The sequence below is a fragment of the Bradyrhizobium sp. Kon56 genome, from assembly GCF_055807635.1.
Genome location: NZ_JBVVOU010000003.1, coordinates 1 through 18824 on the forward strand (window position 1 = coordinate 1; position 18824 = coordinate 18824).

At 61.7% G+C, this 18824-nt stretch carries 18 protein-coding genes and 2 pseudogenes; 12 read left to right on the top strand and 8 right to left on the bottom strand.

The genetic code is table 11. From position 1 onward, the window contains the following. Positions 1-567: M16 family metallopeptidase (locus AC0L3B_RS05610; RefSeq protein ID WP_473380135.1), on the top strand; the 567-nt coding region annotated here is incomplete at its 5' end. 113 nt (positions 568-680) lie between these two features. After that, positions 681-1097, top strand: a complete 417-nt coding sequence (gene arfB, locus AC0L3B_RS05615; protein WP_018453479.1) for an alternative ribosome rescue aminoacyl-tRNA hydrolase ArfB — start codon at positions 681-683, stop codon at positions 1095-1097. A gap of 62 nt (positions 1098-1159) precedes the next feature. Here arfB and AC0L3B_RS05620 read toward each other — a convergent pair whose 3' ends face one another. Continuing rightward, on the bottom strand, positions 1160-1348 hold the full coding sequence (locus AC0L3B_RS05620; RefSeq protein WP_240544164.1) for a hypothetical protein: 189 nt from the start codon (positions 1346-1348) through the stop codon (positions 1160-1162). A 425-nt stretch (positions 1349-1773) separates the two neighbouring features. Here AC0L3B_RS05620 and AC0L3B_RS05625 point away from each other — a divergent pair, with 425 nt between their 5' ends. Genes AC0L3B_RS05625 through AC0L3B_RS05640 form a run of 4 tightly spaced genes read left to right on the top strand, consistent with a single transcriptional unit; the run spans position 1774 to position 4747 of the window. Next, on the top strand, positions 1774-2160 hold the full coding sequence (locus tag AC0L3B_RS05625) for a c-type cytochrome (RefSeq protein ID WP_018453476.1): 387 nt from the start codon (positions 1774-1776) through the stop codon (positions 2158-2160). Further along, positions 2161-2556: a VOC family protein gene (locus AC0L3B_RS05630; RefSeq protein WP_473380136.1), complete on the top strand. Its 396-nt coding sequence runs from the start codon at positions 2161-2163 to the stop codon at positions 2554-2556. Positions 2557-2600: 44 nt separating this feature from the next. After that, positions 2601-3149 carry a gluconate 2-dehydrogenase subunit 3 family protein gene (locus tag AC0L3B_RS05635; RefSeq protein ID WP_204512381.1) on the top strand — a complete coding sequence of 183 codons (549 nt, stop codon included), beginning with the start codon at positions 2601-2603 and terminating at the stop codon, positions 3147-3149. 29 nt (positions 3150-3178) lie between these two features. Continuing rightward, entirely contained in the window at positions 3179-4747 is a 1569-nt protein-coding gene (locus AC0L3B_RS05640; protein ID WP_473380137.1) for a GMC family oxidoreductase, read from the top strand. 147 nt (positions 4748-4894) lie between these two features. On the opposite strand, the gene AC0L3B_RS05645 is transcribed toward AC0L3B_RS05640, so the two are convergent. Then, on the bottom strand, positions 4895-5212 hold the full coding sequence (locus AC0L3B_RS05645; RefSeq protein ID WP_018453472.1) for a ribbon-helix-helix domain-containing protein: 318 nt from the start codon (positions 5210-5212) through the stop codon (positions 4895-4897). Positions 5213-5476: 264 nt separating this feature from the next. Between AC0L3B_RS05645 and mutL the strand changes: the two genes are divergently transcribed. After that, on the top strand, positions 5477-7288 hold the full coding sequence (gene mutL / locus AC0L3B_RS05650; protein WP_473380138.1) for a DNA mismatch repair endonuclease MutL: 1812 nt from the start codon (positions 5477-5479) through the stop codon (positions 7286-7288). 9 nt (positions 7289-7297) lie between these two features. Here the strand turns inward: mutL and rsmD are convergent, their stop codons facing one another. After that, positions 7298-7852, bottom strand: a complete 555-nt coding sequence (rsmD, locus tag AC0L3B_RS05655; protein WP_018453470.1) for a 16S rRNA (guanine(966)-N(2))-methyltransferase RsmD — start codon at positions 7850-7852, stop codon at positions 7298-7300. A gap of 2 nt (positions 7853-7854) precedes the next feature. Beyond that, entirely contained in the window at positions 7855-10014 is a 2160-nt protein-coding gene (locus tag AC0L3B_RS05660) for a pseudouridine synthase (RefSeq protein WP_166517539.1), read from the bottom strand. Positions 10015-10134: 120 nt separating this feature from the next. Here AC0L3B_RS05660 and AC0L3B_RS05665 point away from each other — a divergent pair, with 120 nt between their 5' ends. Continuing rightward, positions 10135-10593: a nucleoside deaminase gene (locus tag AC0L3B_RS05665; protein ID WP_039798664.1), complete on the top strand. Its 459-nt coding sequence runs from the start codon at positions 10135-10137 to the stop codon at positions 10591-10593. Here the strand turns inward: AC0L3B_RS05665 and AC0L3B_RS05670 are convergent. Both AC0L3B_RS05670 and purD read right to left on the bottom strand, forming a co-directional pair. Next, positions 10590-11078: pseudogene (locus AC0L3B_RS05670) on the bottom strand (alpha/beta fold hydrolase); the annotation flags it as partial. The gene AC0L3B_RS05665 and the pseudogene AC0L3B_RS05670 overlap by 4 nt on opposite strands. Positions 11079-11186: 108 nt before the next feature. Further along, a complete protein-coding gene (gene purD, locus AC0L3B_RS05675) occupies positions 11187-12470 on the bottom strand; it encodes a phosphoribosylamine--glycine ligase (protein WP_473380139.1) in 1284 nt (427 codons plus the stop codon). Between the two features lie 950 nt (positions 12471-13420). On the opposite strand from purD, the gene AC0L3B_RS05680 reads away from it, so the two are divergent. The 3 genes from AC0L3B_RS05680 (at position 13421) to AC0L3B_RS05690 (ending at position 16959) form a co-directional block, all read left to right on the top strand. After that, positions 13421-15391, top strand: coding sequence for an AAA family ATPase (locus tag AC0L3B_RS05680; RefSeq protein WP_473380140.1), 1971 nt, complete (start codon positions 13421-13423; stop codon positions 15389-15391). Positions 15392-15546: 155 nt separating this feature from the next. Then, positions 15547-16287: a DUF2569 family protein gene (locus AC0L3B_RS05685; protein ID WP_473380141.1), complete on the top strand. Its 741-nt coding sequence runs from the start codon at positions 15547-15549 to the stop codon at positions 16285-16287. 42 nt (positions 16288-16329) lie between these two features. Then, positions 16330-16959: a hypothetical protein gene (locus AC0L3B_RS05690; RefSeq protein ID WP_473380142.1), complete on the top strand. Its 630-nt coding sequence runs from the start codon at positions 16330-16332 to the stop codon at positions 16957-16959. Positions 16960-17000: 41 nt separating this feature from the next. On the opposite strand, the gene AC0L3B_RS05695 is transcribed toward AC0L3B_RS05690, so the two are convergent. Further along, positions 17001-17612: a hypothetical protein gene (locus AC0L3B_RS05695; RefSeq protein WP_473380143.1), complete on the bottom strand. Its 612-nt coding sequence runs from the start codon at positions 17610-17612 to the stop codon at positions 17001-17003. 168 nt (positions 17613-17780) lie between these two features. Next, positions 17781-18080, bottom strand: a pseudogene (locus AC0L3B_RS05700) (winged helix-turn-helix domain-containing protein). Between the two features lie 188 nt (positions 18081-18268). Here AC0L3B_RS05700 and AC0L3B_RS05705 point away from each other — a divergent pair. Further along, the gene (locus AC0L3B_RS05705) at positions 18269-18751 is read left to right on the top strand and encodes a hypothetical protein (RefSeq protein WP_473380144.1); all 483 of its coding nucleotides are present in this window, start codon (positions 18269-18271) and stop codon (positions 18749-18751) included. Positions 18752-18824: the final 73 nt, after the last annotated feature.

Genomic DNA, 18824 nt, shown 5'->3' on the forward strand with positions numbered 1-18824 from the left:
CAGACCGTGATCACCTTCGGCGGTCCCGGGGTGAAGCGCAGCGATCCGAACTTCATGGCGGCCTATGTCGTCAACCACATCCTCGGCGGCGGCGGGTTGTCCTCGCGGCTCTATCGCGAGGTGCGCGAGAAGCGCGGGCTCGCCTATTCGGTGTTCGAATCGCTGCTTTGGATGGAGCATTCGGCGGTTTTCATCGGCAATACCGGCACCCGCGCCGACCGTGCCGGCGACACCATCGACGCCATCGACAAGGAGGTGCGCCGGATCGCCGAGGAAGGCCCGACGCAGAAGGAGCTCGACGAGGCCAAGTCCTACCTCAAAGGCTCGCAGATGCTGGCGCTCGACACCTCCTCGAAGCTCGCGCAGGCGCTGCTGCAATATCAACAGGACAAGCTGCCGATCGACTATATCGAGAAGCGCAACGCCGTCGTCGATGCGGTCACCATGGACGACGCCAAGGCGGCCGCAAGGCGCCTCTGGGGCCAAGGCCTTCTGACCGTCGTCGTCGGCCGCGCCCCGCAGGCCGCGGCGCAACCGGCAGCCGCACCGGCGACGAAGTCGAACTGACGTCTTCCGTAGGCTTCGTGAATGGCCGCGCTCGCCCGGCCATTTGCATTTCAGGGCGCCATTGCCGAACTTGGGCGTCCGGGATATGTCCGGGCATCACGAGTGGTGCCACCATGCTGCGGATATCCCGCGATCTCGTCATCGACGAGGACGACATCGAGATCGGCTTTGTCCGCGCCTCCGGCCCGGGCGGGCAGAACGTCAACAAGGTCGCGACCTCGGCGCAATTGCGCTTCGACACCCGGAAGCTGACGCTTCCGGAGGATGCCGCGCTGCGCCTCGCCCGGCTCGCAGGGCAGCGCATGACAAAGGACGGCGTCATCGTGATCCAGGCCCAACGCTTCCGCACCCAGGAGCGCAACCGCCAGGACGCCATCGACCGCCTTACGGAAATGCTCGGCGAAGCCATGATCCGGCCGAAGCCCCGGCGCGCGACAAAGCCGACCTTTGGCTCCAAGCAGCGCCGGCTCGAGGGCAAGAAACACCGCAGCGACATCAAGTCGAAGCGCGGGCGCGGTTTCGACGACTAGCAGAGACTGCAAAAGAACTCCGGCCGCAGGGCGACCGGAGTTCTGCCGTCTCACTCCATTGGCTAGTAGCGCTTGCCCGTGGCTGCACCGCCCGTCGCGGAATCGTCGGCGGTCCCTTTGTGTGCAGCACTGCCCGTGGTGCCAACCGTGCCCCTGGTGCCCTTCGTCGGCTTCATGCCCGTCGTCTCGCCCGCCGCGCCCGGCTGGGCGCTCATCTCCTCGTCGCCGCTGCCCATTGTGCTGCCTTGCATGGGTTTGCTTTGCACGGTGCCGCTAGGCCTCGCGCCAGACGACGTACCTTGCGCGAGAACCGGTGTCACAATGAGAGCCGAGACGGCGCATGCGATTGCGGAGGTCTTCACCAACTTCATCCATTTCTCCTGGATTTTCGCGATGATCGGTTCGGCGGCTTGATGCGCCGTCCGTCTGAGCCGAACCAGTCCATCGCGTTACGATCTCGAACGGCGCGACCGCAATGCAACCTGTCTCGTTTGGTGATCGTTTAGGGATTTGACGGCGGTTTCGCGGAATTGTCCTCCGCATATACGGCAGCGCGGAACAACGCACCCGCGTGCACCTCCGCACGCAGCGAAACAGCCCGCTACTACCACCGCATGTTTTGCCGCGCCTAGAGTTTGCGCACGCTGAATTGACGTCGACGGGCGGACTTTTGACGATGCGCGCGATCGTGCTGGGATTGTGCACCGCGGTGGTGCTGGTGGTGCGGGTGGCCGAGGCGCAGATGCCCTTGCCGGCTGCAAAGCCGCCGGATGGCGCAACACTGTTCAAGCAGCAATGCGCGGTGTGCCACACCACGAACCTGTCAGAACCGGTGCGGCAGGGTCCGCCGCTTGTCGGGATCGTCGGGCGGCCCGCCGGCAAGGTCGAAGGCTTTCACTATTCAGAGCCCCTCGCAAAAGCAGCCTTCGCCTGGGACGAGACGAAGCTCGACGCATGGCTGACCAATCCGCAAGCCGTGATTCCCGGCGTGGTCATGGTCTACCGGCAGGCGAAGCCGGAGACGCGCGCCGCCATCATCGCCTTTCTTAAGGAGCAGAACTGAGTGGCAAAGCCGGTCCATTCCATGATCCGCGCACTCGACGAGGCGCGCTCGCTCGACTTCTACAGACGGGCCTTTGGCCTGGAAGTCACCGACCGTCTGAAGTTCGCAGACTTTGCCCTGATCTATCTGCGTCACACCTCCTCACCCTTCGAGTTGGAGCTGACGGTCAATTTCGATCGCAAGGAGTCGTATGCGCTCGGCGACGGCTACGGACATCTCGCCGTGGTGGTCGAGGATCTCGATGCCGAACATGCCCGCTTCGAGCGTGAGAAGCTCGCACCGGGTCCGCTGCGCGACTTCAAGCACGACGGCAAAACGCTGGCGCGCTTCTTCTTCGTCAGCGATCCCGACGGCTACAAGATCGAGGTGATCCAGCGCGGCGGACGTTTCAACTGATCGAACCACAAAATCAAAATCATAATAATCAAAGGAGGAATGCCATGAGAGAAGTCGATCGTCGAAGCAGGCACAGCCGCCGCATCTTTCTCAAGGGCGCCGCGGCCGCCGTGCCGGTCGCGGCAGTCGCGACCAGCATCGCCGTCAGCATCGAGGGCGCCTGGGCCGACGAGGCAAGCGCGCTTTCGCCCGCGACGATGAAGACGCTGCTGAAAGTCGCGCGCGATATCTATCCACACGACGTCCTCGGCGACAGCTACTACATCACCGCGATCAAGCCGTGGGACGGAAAGGCCGCCAAGGACCCCGCCGTCAAGGCGCTAATCAGCGACGGCATCACCAGGCTCGATCAGAACGCGCGTGATCGCCACAAGGCGCCCTATGTCGAAGTGCCCTGGGAAGCCGACCGCGTGGTGCTTTTGAAGGAGATCGAGCAGAGCGACTTCTTCCAGAAGGTGCGCGGCGACCTCGTCGTCTCTCTCTACAACCAGAAAGACGTCTGGCCGCGGTTCGGCTACGAGGGCTCCTCCGCCGAACACGGCGGCTACATCAACCGCGGCTTCGCCGACATCGACTGGCTGCCGAAGGCTTAAGGCTCACCCAACGGTTCAGGAGAACGCATATGGCAAAATTCGATCTGAACGACTCCAGCGTTGTGGCGATCGTCGGCTCCGGTGCCGGCGGCGGCACGCTGGGCAACGAGCTCGCACAGAAGGGCGTCAAGGTCGTGATTCTCGAAGCAGGTCCCCGCATCGAGAATCAGGACTTCGTCAATGACGAGTGGGAGAGTTTCTCGCAGCTCGCCTGGACCGATGCGCGCACCACATCGGGATCATGGCGCGTCGCAAAAGACTTCTCGGGTCTTCCCGCCTGGATCGTCAAGGCGGTCGGCGGCTCGACCACACACTGGGCTGGCGCGTCGCTGCGGTTCGACGAGCACGAGTTCAAGGTGAAGAGCACCTACGGCAACATTCCCGGCGCCAACCTGCTGGACTGGCCGGTCACGCTCGCGGAGATGGAGCCGTGGTACGCCAAGGCCGAGAACAAGATGGGCGTGACCCGCACCAACGGCATTCCCGGACTTCCCGGCAACAATAACTTCAGAGTGATGGAGGCCGGCGCAAAGAAGCTCGGCTACAAGACGGTGCACACCGGCAACATGGCGATCAACAGCCAGCCGCGCGACGGACGCGGCGCCTGTCAGCAGATCGGCTTCTGCTTCCAGGGCTGCAAGTCCGGCGCGAAATGGTCGACGCTCTACACCGAGATACCCAAGGGCGAGGCGACCGGCAATCTCGAGGTTCGCCCCGCCAGCATGGCGGTCAAGATCGAGCACGATGCCGCCGGCAAAGTCACCGGCGTGGTTTACGCCGACGAGAGCGGTGCAATGCAGCGCCAGAAGGCACGCATCGTTGCGGTCGCCGGCAATTCGATTGAAAGCCCACGGCTGCTGTTGAACAGCGCATCCACGATGTTCCCCGCCGGCCTCGGCAACTCAAGCGGTCAGGTCGGCCGCAATTACATGCGCCACATGACCGGTAGCGTCTATGCCGTGTTCGAGAAGTCGGTGCACATGTATCGCGGCACCACCATGGCCGGCATCATCCGCGACGAGGCCGCCAACAATCCGAAGCGCGGCTTCGTCGGCGGCTACGAGATGGAGACGCTGTCGCTCGGACTGCCCTTCATGGCGGCGTTCCTCAACCCCGGCGCCTGGGGACGTCCGTTCACCGCCGCGCTCGACGGTTATCCCAGGATGGCCGGGATGTGGCTGGTCGGCGAGGACATGGCGCAGGAAACCAACCGCATCACGCTCGATCCTGTCGTGAAGGACAAGTTCGGCCAGCCGGTCGCAAGCGTGCACTTCGACGATCATCCCAACGATCTCGCGATGCGCGCGCACGCCTACAAGCAGGGCGCTGCGGTCTACGACGCCGTCGGCGCCACCGTGAGCTATCCGACACCGCCCTATCCGAGCACGCACAATCTCGGCACCAACCGGATGAGCGAGAAGCCCAGGGATGGTGTGGTCAACAAGTTCGGGCAAAGCCACGACGTCAAGAACCTGTTCGTCTCCGACGGCAGCCAGTTCACCAGCGGCGCAGCCTGCAATCCGACGCTGACCATCGTCTCGCTGGCGATCCGGCAGGCGGATTACATTGCGGGTGCGATGCAGAAGAAGGAAATTTGATCCAATCTCGTTCGTCGTCCTGGCGAAAGCCAGGACCCATTGCCCCGGGAAGGAGTTCGGCGAAGGCTTGTTGTTCGGGACTCATACCGCCCATCGCTGATGGATTCCGCGGTATGGGTCCTGGCCTTCGCCAGGACGACATCAGGGCTATTCCGCTGCATCGAGGATGGGCGCAACCGTCGTCTTGAACGCCTGCACCGGCGCTGCCGTCTTGGAGCGGTAGATCAGGCAGGAGCAGCGCAGCAACGAAGCGAAATTGTTGACCTCGCCGTGATGGTCGAGCACCTCGGTGTAGAGCGTCGTCAGGAACTTGCCGACGCTCATGTTCTCCTTGGCCGCGATCTCCTCCAGCGTGTCCCAGAATGCCATTTCCAGCCGGATCGAGGTGCAATGCCCACCGATCCGCAACGAGCGGGTCTGGGATTCGTAGTCGCCTTGGGGCTGATGCGCGAAGAGATGGCACATGGCGTCCTCCCGTCCTGTTGCCATTTTTTCGCGATGCTACACCGCAGCCCGGTACCCCACAATCGGGACGGCAGCCGGAGATCGATCCATCCCGGTTGCGCGATTTTCTCGAACGTCCAATCCCATCAATGCGATAGATAGCCCTTTTCCCCAGCCCGCCACGTTCCTGTTGCCCAACACATGCTTTTGACGCAACACGGCCTAGAATGGCGTTCTCCGCGAATCCAGATCGAAGCCCAAGATCAAAGCCGAAAATCGAGTTTCATGCCCGTCCGCCAATTGCCCGCACAGGTCGTCAACCGCATCGCCGCCGGCGAGGTGGTGGAACGTCCCGCGAGCGTGGTCAAGGAACTGGTCGAGAACGCCATCGACGCCGGCGCGAGCCGGATCGACGTCTTTACCGATGGCGGCGGGCGCCGGCGGATCGGCATCACCGACGACGGCGGCGGCATGACCGCCAGGGACCTGTCACTGGCGGTCGAGCGTCACGCCACCTCCAAGCTCGACGATGAGGACTTGCTGCAGATACGTACGCTCGGATTCCGCGGCGAAGCGCTGCCCTCGATCGGCTCCGTGGCGCGGCTCGCCATCACCACGCGGCATGCCAGCGAGCCGCACGCTTGGGCGCTCAACGTCGAGGGCGGCGAGAAGTCCGAGATCATGCCGGCCGCGCTCGCGCATGGCACGCGGGTCGAGGTCAACGACCTCTTCTACGCGACGCCGGCGCGGCTGAAGTTCTTGAAGACCGACCGGACCGAGGCGGAAGCGATCCGTGAGGTGGTGCGGCGCCTCGCGATGGCGCGGCCCGAAATCGCCTTCACACTGGCGGGCGAAGAGCGCGCCCCGGTGACCTGGGCTGCGGCGCTGCCCGGCGTCGCCGGTCGCCTGACGCGCCTCGGCGACATCCTGGGGGCGGAGTTCCGCAGCCATGCCATCGAGGTCCATGCCGAGCGCGAGGGCGTGGTCGTCGCCGGCTATGCCGCAGCGCCCGCGCTGACCAAGGCCAACGCCCTCGGGCAATATCTGTTCGTCAACGGCCGCCCGGTGCGCGACAAGCTGATCCTAGGGGCGGTACGCGGGGCCTATGCCGACTATCTGCCGCGCGACCGTCATCCGGTGCTGGCGCTGTTCGTCACGCTCGATCCGCGCGAGGTCGACGCCAACGTGCATCCGGCCAAGACCGAGGTGCGGTTTCGCAACGCCGGCCTCGTCCGCGCGCTGATCGTGCACGGATTGAAGGACGGGCTTGCACGGGAGGGCCGGCGTACGGCCGCCAACAGCGGCGAAAGCGCGCTGTCTTCGTTCCGCCCCGCATTCACGCCGCGCCCGGCAAGCTGGGACTGGCGCCAGTCGCCATCCGCCCCGGTCGCGCCGATGCCGTCATTCGATGGTGCGGCCGCGCCCGCCTTCGCCGAGCGCGCGCAGGCTGCGTTCGATGTCGGCGCGCCCAGTGCAGACGTGCGGATCGAGAGCCAGCCCGTCGGCGATCTCGTCGACCGCCCGCTCGGCGCGGCGCGCACCCAGATCCACGAGACCTATATCGTCTCGCAGACCCGCGACGGCCTGATCATCGTCGACCAGCACGCCGCGCATGAACGCATCGTCTATGAACGGCTGAAGGCCTCGCTGGCGGCCAACGGCGTGCAGCGGCAGATCCTGCTGATCCCCGAGATCGTCGAGATGGACGAGGCCACGGTGGAGCGCCTGCTCGAGCGCAGCGAGGAGCTGGCGTCGTTCGGCCTTGCGATCGAATCCTTCGGCCCCGGCGCGGTTGCGGTGCGCGAGACGCCGTCGCTGCTCGGCAAGACCAACGCCGGCGGCCTGTTGCGCGATCTTTCCGAGCACATGGCCGAGTGGGACGAGGCGCTGCCTCTGGAGCGCCGCCTGATGCACGTCGCCGCCACCATGGCCTGCCACGGCTCGGTGCGCGCCGGCCGCAGGCTGCGACCGGAGGAGATGAATGCCCTGCTCCGCGAGATGGAGGACACCCCGAACTCCGGCCAGTGCAATCACGGCCGGCCGACCTATGTCGAGCTGAAGCTGTCGGATGTCGAGAAGCTGTTCGGGCGACGGTAACGTTCGAAATTACGGCCGCTTCAAAAACACGAACTCCGTGTCGTCATAAGCGCGCCGCTCCAATTCCTCGAAGCCTTCCGGCGTGACGAACTGCGCAGCCTTCGCCTCTTCCACCACGAGCAGCGCGCCCGGCGTGAGCCAGCCCCCGTCGCGCAAGCTCGCAAGCGCCTTCTCCGCAAACCCTTTGCCATAGGGCGGATCGAGGAACACCAGCGAGAACGGCTCGACCGGATGCGCAGGCCCGAGATCGGTGGCATCACGGCGATAGACTTTTGTCACGCCACCCAGGCCCAGCGTCTCGACATTATTCCGCAGCAGGGCGCGCGCTTCCGCGCCGTTGTCGACGAACAGCGTGAACTTCGCGCCGCGTGAAGACGCTTCGATTCCCAGCGCACCGGTGCCGGCGAAGAGATCGAGCACGCGCGCATCCGCAATCGGATCGTCATAGGCGTGCACGAGGATGTTGAACACGGACTCACGCAGGCGGTCCGCCGTGGGGCGGATGTCGCGCGAGGACGGTGAGGCCAGATTGCGCCCCTTCAATCGACCGCCGACGACGCGCAACGTCAGTCCTCCTTCGGCGCCAGATCGCGCTTGCCGTGATAGCCGCGCTTGGGACGGCGCGGCGGGCCGTAGCCGCTCGCCTCAGCCTCGTTGCGCTCGCGCGCTTCCTCGCTGCCGGTGCGTTGCACCAGCACGCGGCGGCCCTTGCGGTCGTTGATCACGCCGCGCTTGGTCGCCGGCTTCTTCTCGCGCGGCACGTCGTCGCCCTCATGCGAGGCAGATTTCTGCGGCACGTCGAACTGCGCACCCGATTTCTCGATGATCTTTTCGCCGAGCTGGTCGCGCAGCACGCGGGACTTGATCTCCTCGACCTGGCCCTCGGGGACCTCGCCGAGCTGGAACGGGCCGTAGGAGACCCGGATCAGCCGGTTCACCTCGAGCCCGAGATGAGCGCAGACGTTGCGCACTTCGCGGTTCTTGCCCTCGCGGATCGCGAAAACCAGCCAGACATTCGCGCCCTGGTCACGCTCCAGCGTGGCGTCGATCGGACCGTATTTGATGCCCTCGATCTCGATGCCGTTCTTCAGCTCGTCGAGCTGCGCCTGCGTGACGTCGCCATGGGCGCGGACACGGTAGCGGCGCAGCCAGCCGGTGTCCGGCAGCTCGAGCGTGCGCGCGAGCCCGCCATCATTGGTGAGCAGCAGCAGGCCCTCGGTGTTGAAGTCGAGCCGGCCGACGCTGATCAGCCGCGGCAGACCTTCGGGCAGATTGTCGAACACGGTCGGACGGCCCTCGGGATCGTCATGCGTCGTCATGAGGCCGCGGGGCTTGTGATAGAGGAACAGCCGCGTGCGCTCGCGCTCCGGCAACGGCTTGCCGTCGACAGTGACGACATCGTTCGAGGTGATGTCGAGCGCCGGCGAATTGATGACACGGCCGTTGACGCTGACGCGGCCCTGCGTGACCATCTCCTCGGCATCGCGGCGCGAGGCGAGGCCCGCGCGCGACAGCACCTTGGCGATACGCTCGCCGGCCTTCTTCGGCTTGGTCTCTTCCTCGCGGCGCGGCCGCCGCTCGGAATCACGATCGCGCTCGCGATAGGCGCCGCGACCGCCGAAGGCCGGACGCTTCTCGAAGATCCTGCTCTCGTCCTCGTTTTCGCGGCGTGGACGATCGCCGGAACGCGCTTCGCTGCGGGGATGCTCGTGCCAGTCGGAACGGCCTTCGGAGCGCTCGCGCGGACGATCGAATTTCGGGCGATCGCCGCCGCGATCGAACCTCGGACGATCATCGCGTGGACGATCGAATTTAGGACGATCGAATTTGGGGCGCTCGCGGAACGGACGATCACCCGATGGACGATCGTCGCGCGAACGGGAAAAGCGCGGACGGTCTTCGCCACCGCCATGCCGATCGTCGCGCTTCTGCCAGGGCTTGTCCCCACCGCGGTCGCTGCCGCCAAAATCCTTGCGCGGACCCTTGCTGAAGTCCTTGCGCGGCGGCCGGTCGCCGCGAGGCGCCGCATCGCGCTTCTGCCAGGGTTTTGAATCGCTGCGCTCGCTGCGATTGCGGTCCGGTGCGCCGCGCGAAAACTTCCGCTCGCCGTCGAACTTGCGTTCCGGACGGTCGCCACGCGGCGCATAAGGTCGCTTGTCGCCAAACTTCGCGTCACCGGTTCGGCCGGCCGGACGGGAATCGTCGCGATCCCTGCGCGGCGGACGGTCATCACGCCCATAGGACGGGCGATCACCGCGCGGCTTGAACGGCCGCTTGTCGCCATCGCGCGAGGGGCGATCAGAAAATGGGCGGTCACCACGGGGCTTGAACGGGCGCTTCTCGCCGTCGCGCGACGGACGATCGGAAAACGGACGGTCTTCACGCGGCTTGAAGGGACGATCGCCACGCGGCTTGAAGCTGCGCTCGCCACGATCCTCGCCGCGCGGCCGGTCTTCACGCGGCCGGTCTTGGCGATTGAACTTCGGGCGGTCGCTGAAGTCGCGGCGCGGGGCATCGCCCTCCTCGCGGCGGCGGAATGATGGACGGCTGTCGCGGTCGCCGCGGGGCGGGCGGGCGTCGCCTTTGTCCCCGGGAGGGCCGCGCTTGGCGAACTTCTTGTCGGGCCCGCGTGGTTTGCCGGACCGGCCCTTGGCCGGGCCTCCCTTGGCCGGGCCGCGATCACGCCGGCCGCGGGAATCGTTGTCTTTGTCGCTGTCGCGAGGCATGAATAATCTCACTCAGGGGATGGCCAGAAAGCATTGTGCGCGCTCGTCTCGAGCCGCATGCTCAGGCAAATTCGGTCAAGCACTTCTGCTGAAGGCGCAGCTACTAGCAGGTTTCTCGCGATGATACGAGGCTTGAAAGCCCCCTCTTTCATGGATTTGGCGCTCAAAACGGCCGAAAACGCCGGAAAGGCGGGCGAAGTTCCGATCGGATGTGTCGTGGTCCGCAATTACGAGGTCATCGCCACCGCGGCGAACCGGACGCTGACCGACTACGACCCCACGGCGCATGCCGAGATCGTGGCGCTGCGCGAGGCGGCCAAAAAGATCGGCAGCGAGCGTCTGGTCGACTGCGACCTCTACGTGACGCTGGAGCCGTGCACCATGTGTGCGGGCGCGATCTCGTTTGCAAGGGTGAGGCGCCTGTATTACGGCGCCGCCGACCCCAAGGGCGGCGCGGTTGAATCAGGTGTGCGGTTCTTCACCTCGCCGACCTGCCATCACGTCCCGGATGTCTATTCCGGGGTCGGCGAAAGCGAGTCGGCGCGGATGCTGAAGGACTTCTTTCGCGAGCGGCGCTAAGGCGCGGCAAAGAACTCGCGCAGCGCCTTCGCGGTGACGCCGGGATTTTCCTCGGTGAGGAAGTGGCCGGAATCCACCGGCATGCCGTCCACGTTCGTCGCCCATTGCTTCCAGATGTCGAGCGGGGTGGCGGCGGCTTGCGCCACGCCGGCATTGCCCCACAGCGCCAGCATCGGAATGGTGATCTTCTTGCCGGCCTCGAAATCGGCCTTGTCGAGATCGTAGTCGAAATAGGCGCCGGCGCGATAATCCTCGCACATCGCGTGGACGCGGGCGGGATCGCGGAACGGGGCGATGTAGTGTTCGAGCGCGCGCTTGTCGATCGCATCGAGCGTCTTCGATTTGGTCTGGCTCGCCATCTTGAAGCGCAGGAAGAACTCGCCATTGCTCGCGACCAGCGTCTCCGGCAGCGGATAGGGCTGCGCCAGAAAAGTCCAGTGATAGATCTTCAGCGCATAGGCGCGGTTCATCCGCTCCCAGTAATTAAGTCGAAAAACAACCCCATGCACAGTAGCTAAGTCCAACAACCGCCTACATAATTTCGGAGTGCCGTCGGGCGGGGCGAAATTGCGCGCGTGTGCGAAAAAAGCCTGTCAGCTCTTGGCCTTCTCGGCGTCCACGGCCTGCCAGCCGATGTCGCGGCGGCAGAAGCCTTCCGGCCAATTGATGCGGTCGACGGCCTGGTAGGCGCGCACCTGCGCTTCCGTCACGGTCTTGCCGAGCGCGCAGACATTGAGCACGCGGCCGCCATTGGCGAGGATGGCGCCGTCCTTCTCGACCGTGCCGGCGTGGAAGATCTCGGCGGTCTCGACCTCTGAGGCGTCATCGAGCCCCTCGATCCGCGTGCCTTTCTGATAGTCGCCGGGATAGCCCTTCGCCGCCATCACCACCGTGAGCGCGGCCTCCGGATGCCAGCGGAGGTCAAAGTTCTTCAGCTGCCCGTCGCAGGCGGCGAGGAAGGCCGGCACGATGTCCGACATCATCCTGAGCATCAGCACCTGGCACTCGGGATCACCGAAGCGCACGTTGAACTCGAAGAGCTTTGGGCCCTGCGTCGTCAACATGATCCCGGCGTAGAGGATGCCGCGAAACGGCGTGCCGCGCTGCTTCATGCCTGATACCGTCGGCAGAATGATTTTGGCCATGATCGCGTCATGGATCGCCGGCGTGACCAGCGGCGTCGGCGAATACGCGCCCATGCCGCCGGTGTTCGGACCGACGTCGTGGTCGAACACGCGCTTGTGGTCCTGCGCGGACGCCAGCGGAATGGCGGTCTCGCCGTCGCACAGCGCGAAGAAGCTGATCTCGCGGCCCGGCAGAAACTCCTCGATCACGACCTCGGCGCCGGCCTCCCCAAAGCCGCCCTCGAACATCATGGCGATGGCGTCCTCCGCCTCGCGCACCGACTTGGCGACGACGACGCCCTTGCCGGCGGCAAGACCGTCGGCCTTGACCACGATCGGCGCGCCCTGGCTCTGGACGTAGGCACGCGCATCGGCGGCGTTGGTGAAGCGCTTGTAGGCGCCGGTCGGAATGCCGAACTCGGTGCACAGCGCCTTGGTGAAGCCCTTCGAGCTTTCGAGCTGGGCGGGGATCCTGTTCGGCCCGAACGCCTTGATGCCGGCGGCGGTGAGGTCATCGACGATGCCGGCCGCCAGCGGCGTCTCCGGGCCGACCACCACGAGCTCGACCGCATTCGCCTTGCAGAAGTCGATCACGGCGGCATGGTCGGCGACGTCGAGCGCCACGCATTCCGCCTCGCGCGCGATCCCGGCATTGCCCGGCGCGCACCAGAATTTGGTCACCAGGGGAGAGGCCGCGATCTTCCACGCCAGCGCATGTTCGCGGCCGCCGGAACCAAGCAGGAGAATGCGCATAAGAGGGCTCAGAAATGAAGGGTTTTGCTGGGGGCGGAGGTCGCACGAATCGGGGTGGGGCTCAAGGGGGGCTGCGCCGGACTCCCCCGCATTCCGGACGGCTTGCTCCGCTGCCCCTTCTCCCCTTCCGGAAATTTCAATAGCCCAGTGTCAGCGGTGTTCAAAATAGAAATTCTGCTGGCAGTTCGTGTGGCATTGATATCGCAGCAACGACCAACACTGTCAGAGTCGCTACAGAACGCGGACTGCGCTACCCTCGTCGAATGACGGGCATCACTGACTATTTTTTTGTCGGATTTGCGGGATTCCTTTACGTAATCGGCGAGTACAAACTTGCCTTTTGGTTCAGCGCATTTGGGATCGCAAATAACGCTGGAGCCGCCGTGAGGGCCGTTGTGGACCCGGATTGGTACATGCGCAAACGATTGGAAGCGAATTTACCAGTCGATTTCGTCAACTCTGGAATACGGAGTCTTCTGGCAATCAAGGTCATAGTAATTGGCGTGCTCTCTTGGGCGGCTTGGCGTGCAGGCACACACGCCGGATATTTTTGACGGTCCGATTATGCCAACCTTGCTAGCCATTATCCTCGGAGCTGCTGCTTACGCCGGGTACAAGGGATTGCCCCTTTACACTGTGATTTTCGTGGGCGGCGCTATGGTAATTTGGAACTTGATCTACTTCGGAGCGCGGTCAATGCAGGCCGCATCAGGCGGTCCGCTAGCCTACCTCTTTCGAATATCAATCATAAACATTCTCCAAGCGGCAGCCGCCTACGCTGCAGGCTTTGGGCTGTATCGCCTGATTGGATAATCCTCCGTCATTTCCTGACTCGCCATTCTGATCGGTCGTAGGCCCTGTGAATAAGTGGGACAACGTCCTCGGACTCGAACTGCTACCCAGCATTGTGCCATCGTAGCCACTCATCCGATTCGCAGGTGGGGGATTAAATGAAGTTGATTGAAGGTCATGTTACGAATTTCCGGTCCGCTGAAGACTCCGAACCTTTCACCCTCGAGAACGTCACCTGCTTGGTCGGTAAAAATGAGGCCGGTAAGAGCGCCGTGCTACTAGCGCTCGCTGCGCTTAACCCGCACCCAAGCACACCAATCGTGTTCGACCGAGAACGAGATTATCCACGCCGTCACCTCACTGCCTACTCGCAAAGACACAAGGGTGAAGAAGCGGTCGCGATCCAAACCAAGTGGAAACTGACCCACCAGGAGATCGCAGATGTTCGCGCTGTCCTCGGTGACAAAGCGCTCAAATCGCCGATTATTGAGATAAGTCGTCGATACAGCTCGGAGCCCGAATGGAAATTCGAGATCGACACGAAACGGGCTGTTGCGCACCTGCTTGATGGTCGCGGCTTCAATCAGGAGCAGCTTGCCGCACTCAAGCTCGCCGACGACACTTCCGATCTTACGGCAAAGATCGCGACAATCCCTGAACTAACTGAGGATCAGACCACGTTTCTGAACTGGCTCAAACCACACGCATCATTCAAAACGCTTGTGTACGCGATCCTTAAGCCGCACTTCCCGAAGTTCATGTATTTTTCGAACTACGACCGGATGGATGGCGCAGTCCGTTTAGATTTCTTGAAGACGTGGAAGAGCAACAATGAAATTCTGAAGGACGAGAATAGCGGCGCGCGTTTGTTCATGGAATTCTTGGAGTATGCCGGAGTTCCTCTCGATGAAATTCTAACCGTTGGTACATACGAAACGTTCAACGCCAAACTTCAGGCGGCTTCGAACAACATCACTGACCAAATACTTGAGTTCTGGACGCAGAATCCTGACTTGTCAGTGGTCGTCACCATTGATCCGGCCCGACCGCAAGACAGGCCTCCATTGAACGAAAACATTATCGGTCGAGCGCGCATCTACAACGCCCTACATCGCGTGGATACTCCTTTTTCCGAACGTAGCGCCGGGTTTGTTTGGTTCTTCTCGTTCTTGGTGAAGTTCGCGCAAGTGAAAGAGGATGCCACTCCCGTGGTCCTTCTGCTCGATGAGCCGGGCCTGACGCTACATGGTAAGGCACAGGGCGATCTGCTCCGTTACTTCGACGAGAAGTTAGCTCCATTTCATCAGATCGTTTATTCAACCCATTCGCCATTCATGGTCGCACCGGACAAGTTGACTGCCGCAAGGGTAGTCGAGGACCAGGTAGAGTTGAAGGGCACCCGGCGCGTGCCGCTCGGAACGAAAGTCCGCGAGGACGTGCTGACGCGCGATCCCGATACCCTGTTTCCTCTGCAGGGAGCTTTGGGCTATGAGATCACGCAGTCGCTCTTCATCGGCAAGCACACACTTCTGGTCGAAGGCGCGTCGGACATTCTTTATTTGCAAGCACTTTCCTCCGCGCTGAAAGCGCGCGAGCGCACCGGGCTCGATCCCAGATGGACTATGTGTCCGACAGGTGGAATCGGGAATGTTCGCGCCTTCGTCTCGCTCTTCGGCGGCAACAAGCTGGATATTGCTGTACTCGCCGACCACACGAAGCAAGACGTAAAGAAAATAGAGGAACTACGAAAGAGCGAAATACTGCGAGCAGGAAAAGTCTTCACGATCGCAGATTTTACCGGGAAAGCCGAGTCGGACATCGAGGACCTATTCGAAATCGGGCTGTTCGCGGAGATCGTAAACGAGGCGTATGAATTACCTGCGAAGCATAGGCTAACGGCCACGAGCTTAGAGAAGGCTGATCCAAGTACCGTGCGGCTCGTAAAAAAAGCGGAGGCAGCCTTCAATGTACTTCCCGAGCCAATGCCTACATTCGATCATTTCACCGCCTCTGCGTGGTTGATCCGCAATCTCGACAAGCTTGACGCAACGACTCCGGCGATGGAAGAGACGCTGGATCGGGCGGAGAAGCTCTTAGAGGCAGTAAATGCGGCGATCCAGCCTAGCTAGGCTGCGGTCGCCGAAGAAGGTAGCTGTTGACGTTGTCCAAAGCGAGCAATCGCATTGGGATGACAAGACGCAGAGGTTGCGCGAAGCGCCGGAGGCCCTCGCCACCAGTTTGACGTCCAGCTATCGCCATAGGCTAAGAGAAAACGGGGCGTTAAATGTCTGAACTTTGGTATTACGCGGAAGGCGGAAAAACACGTGGACCGTTGTCACTCAGTGAGCTGTTACCGCTCCTCTCACGCGTTGCCGATCCGCGCCGGGTCATGATTTGGCGTTCTGGCTTCGACGAATGGAAAGCAGCCGAGGACGTTCGCGAGGTCGCTCAACAGTTGTTCCGGCCGCCGCCCTTACAGCACGCAACGCCTCCGGTACCGCCAACAGCGGAAGAAGCGGCTGCCCGAATGCCGGTGGTTGGAGCTGAGGAGGCCGCTGCGTTCAAGAACGTCAAGCCGGAACTGACTGGGATCGGCGGATGGCTCGGACTTGTGGCGTTCGGACAGGTTGTAGGGCTTCTCCGCCTGCTCGTGTCGTTGGGGCAGTACTACACGTCAATTGATGAGCAAATATGGAAGCGGTTCCCGACAGCGATTTGGGGCGAGGCTCTCTTGAACGCTCTCTTTGTCTCACTCGTGATTTACACCATAGTGCTCCTTTTCCAGCATTCGCGATATTTTCCCCGCGCCTTCGTTTTGCAGATGATTGCCGTAATCTGCATGCCGCTACTCGATTCCCTCTGGATAGCCTTCATCATTGGAGCGACGACGGGACAGTCACTTGGAAGCAGCTTTCACCTCGATGAGAAAGATGGTGGTCAGCTAATCGTTGCCATCATCAGCGCTTTCATTTGGATCCCTTACGTCATGCGGTCACGTCGGGTCGCGAACACGTTTATGAAATGAAAGGCAGACCCATAGTTGCATCCGCAAGTGCGGGGAGACTTCATGTTCGGAATGCTTGACTATCGAGCGCACAAGCTCTTTCGGCTGCTCAGTTTCCCGCTGATCGTCTGTGGAAGGCTCGCGTTTTTCGTCGTTGTTGCGGTTGCCATAATCATTGCACAGCAGACCGGTTACAGCCTGCTCGTCAAAATCGTGTTAGCGTATGTCACGATGGAGGCTCTCGCCCTTGTGACAGCGGGGGTATGGTTCTTGATTATGTGGACCTATCAGGCCATCTTCTTCTGGATCGTTGATGTTATACCTGCCAAGGGTCTCGACGAAGAAGAGGCTCGGGAAATTGTGAAGAAGGGCCGGATCGTCTGGCTTTCGCGCAAACTCACCTGGGATATCGATGGCTGGAATGGGGACGACACCCGAGCATTTGTGTCTGCATTAAATTGGCGTGCTCGTCTGTTCTTTAACGCACGCGAACGCTTCGAAAAACGGGTCAAGCGCTTGGCGCAGAATTTCTATGAAACGGGACTGCAACCAGGAGCACTTAGAAAGGATGAAATCGATCGAATCGTTGGCGAAAAGAGCAATTGGTTAGAGATCGCGGTCGTTCACCCATATTACTTCAACTCAATAATCGGCGCTTGCATCATTTTGACTGCATTGATCGCGCTGACTTGAAATGTCGATTGGCGCATAGCCCCACGTCAGCGAAGCCGACCTTAGAGGAACAGCTTCGCTGCTAATCCGGCTGCTGCTACGAGCAAGCCGACCGCCGTGTATAAGCCCCGCCATTTAGTAAGGTGCTCCTCGATGCGCTTCATCATTGAGACCTTCGAGGGTAGCTGCTCCTGAGGAATAAGAGCGATATGGGCGGCCTTAAGCCTCACGACCTCGACATTTGCGCGGGTGTGCGTTTCAGAGGTGTTGTAGACCGGAACATTGGCGGGATTGCCATTGCCCCTTAGTCTTTGATCGGTCCTAGTCGCCTCCTGAACAATGCGGGCAATATACCCGTTCAGTGATCGCTCCAACGCATCCAGAGACGACCGTTTCAAATCGGGCGGGTAAGATGCACATTCCGCCTCCCATTGGCGAAAGCCGCTGTGGACACGATCCATCAAATGTTTGCCTACTGAAGACCAATAAATGTCCTGTATCTGTCCTTGGAAAAGGATGCCCCCGACGCGGATGCGCCCGCCATGAAAGTCCTCAACGTCGACCATATGGTTAGGAATGTTGATGTTGTGCCACTTGAAGAACCAGTCGTTCGCCATGCGGACAGAATCTTGTCCAAGTTGGTGGACCAAGGAAATCTCGAACGGCGTTGTCATTCCCGGCAACTCTCTTCAGCGGGATCAGAATCAGACACCCTGCGCTGCAACGATAGCGAGTTGACGCGAAAACAAAAACGCTACACAGAAGGAGATCAGAAGGGTTAAAAAAGTCAGTCTTATCAATGCTCGTGGCTGGCAGTACCACCCACCAGTCTTCCCGAGTGCCTAAACCTGCTTCCCCGCAATGATCTCCTGCAACGTCGCCCACATGCCGCGCGAACGCGCCGCGGCCCGCAGCAGTCGCTGTCACCGTGGTCTGCGGCTTCTTGCCGACGAAAGCCTTCTCCACCGACACGTAGCCCGCCTTGGCCAGCGTCTCGATATGCGCGCCGAGATTGCCGTCGGTCGCGCCGGTGAGCTTTTTCAGCCGGGAAAATTCCAGTCCTGCGAGACCGGCAGCCCGTTCAGTGCTGCCATGATCTTCAGCCGCAACGGCTGGTGGATGATGTCGTCGAGCTCGGCCACGGCGTCGCAGCACCTGCTCATCGGGCAGCCGTGATTTGCCGAGAGGTCATTGATCTCTATTTCGAAGCGCTGTCCAAAACGGATCTTTCTCAACCACCTCCTGCTCCGGCGATGAATTCTTCCGATTTGACATCAAAGGGCCGGAGCTATCTGCCGAAGAACGACGTGGGGTTCATGAGCGCTGGGTTTTGATTAAGGCGTTCCAAGATCTGATGCGCGGCGTCAGGGCATCGCTAGAGGAGGCATATTTCTTCATCGCGCTGTTGAGAGAGGGAAAAATTCGAGCTCCGACAAGCGCGACGCTGGGTGAGATTCTCACTCCCTATCGGGCCAAAGCGGAGGCAATGAACTTTCCGAACCTGATGGAGCAAGTAAATCGCGGGCTCGAAAAGCCGGTACCGTTTGCGGAGGCCTACGGCTCACTACAATCCGCGCGAAATTGTTTGGAGCATCACGATGGGGTCGTCGGACGCCGGGACGTTGACGCGACCGGCGTTCTCAAGATCAGCGTCCCCAGAGCAAAGATTTTCGTCGAGCAAAACGGCGCAGAGATTGAGGTCTATAAGAACTTTTATGCGGAGAAAGATACGGTAATTCAGATGCGGATGGAGACTCGCGATCTTGTTTTTCGATTGGGCGAGCCTCTGAAGATTTCCGAAGGATTTCGATGACATCGCGTTTGCGTGCGCGAACTTCGGTACAATGCTCGCTCAGCAACTTCCTAAGGTGCCGTCCCTAGGCTGA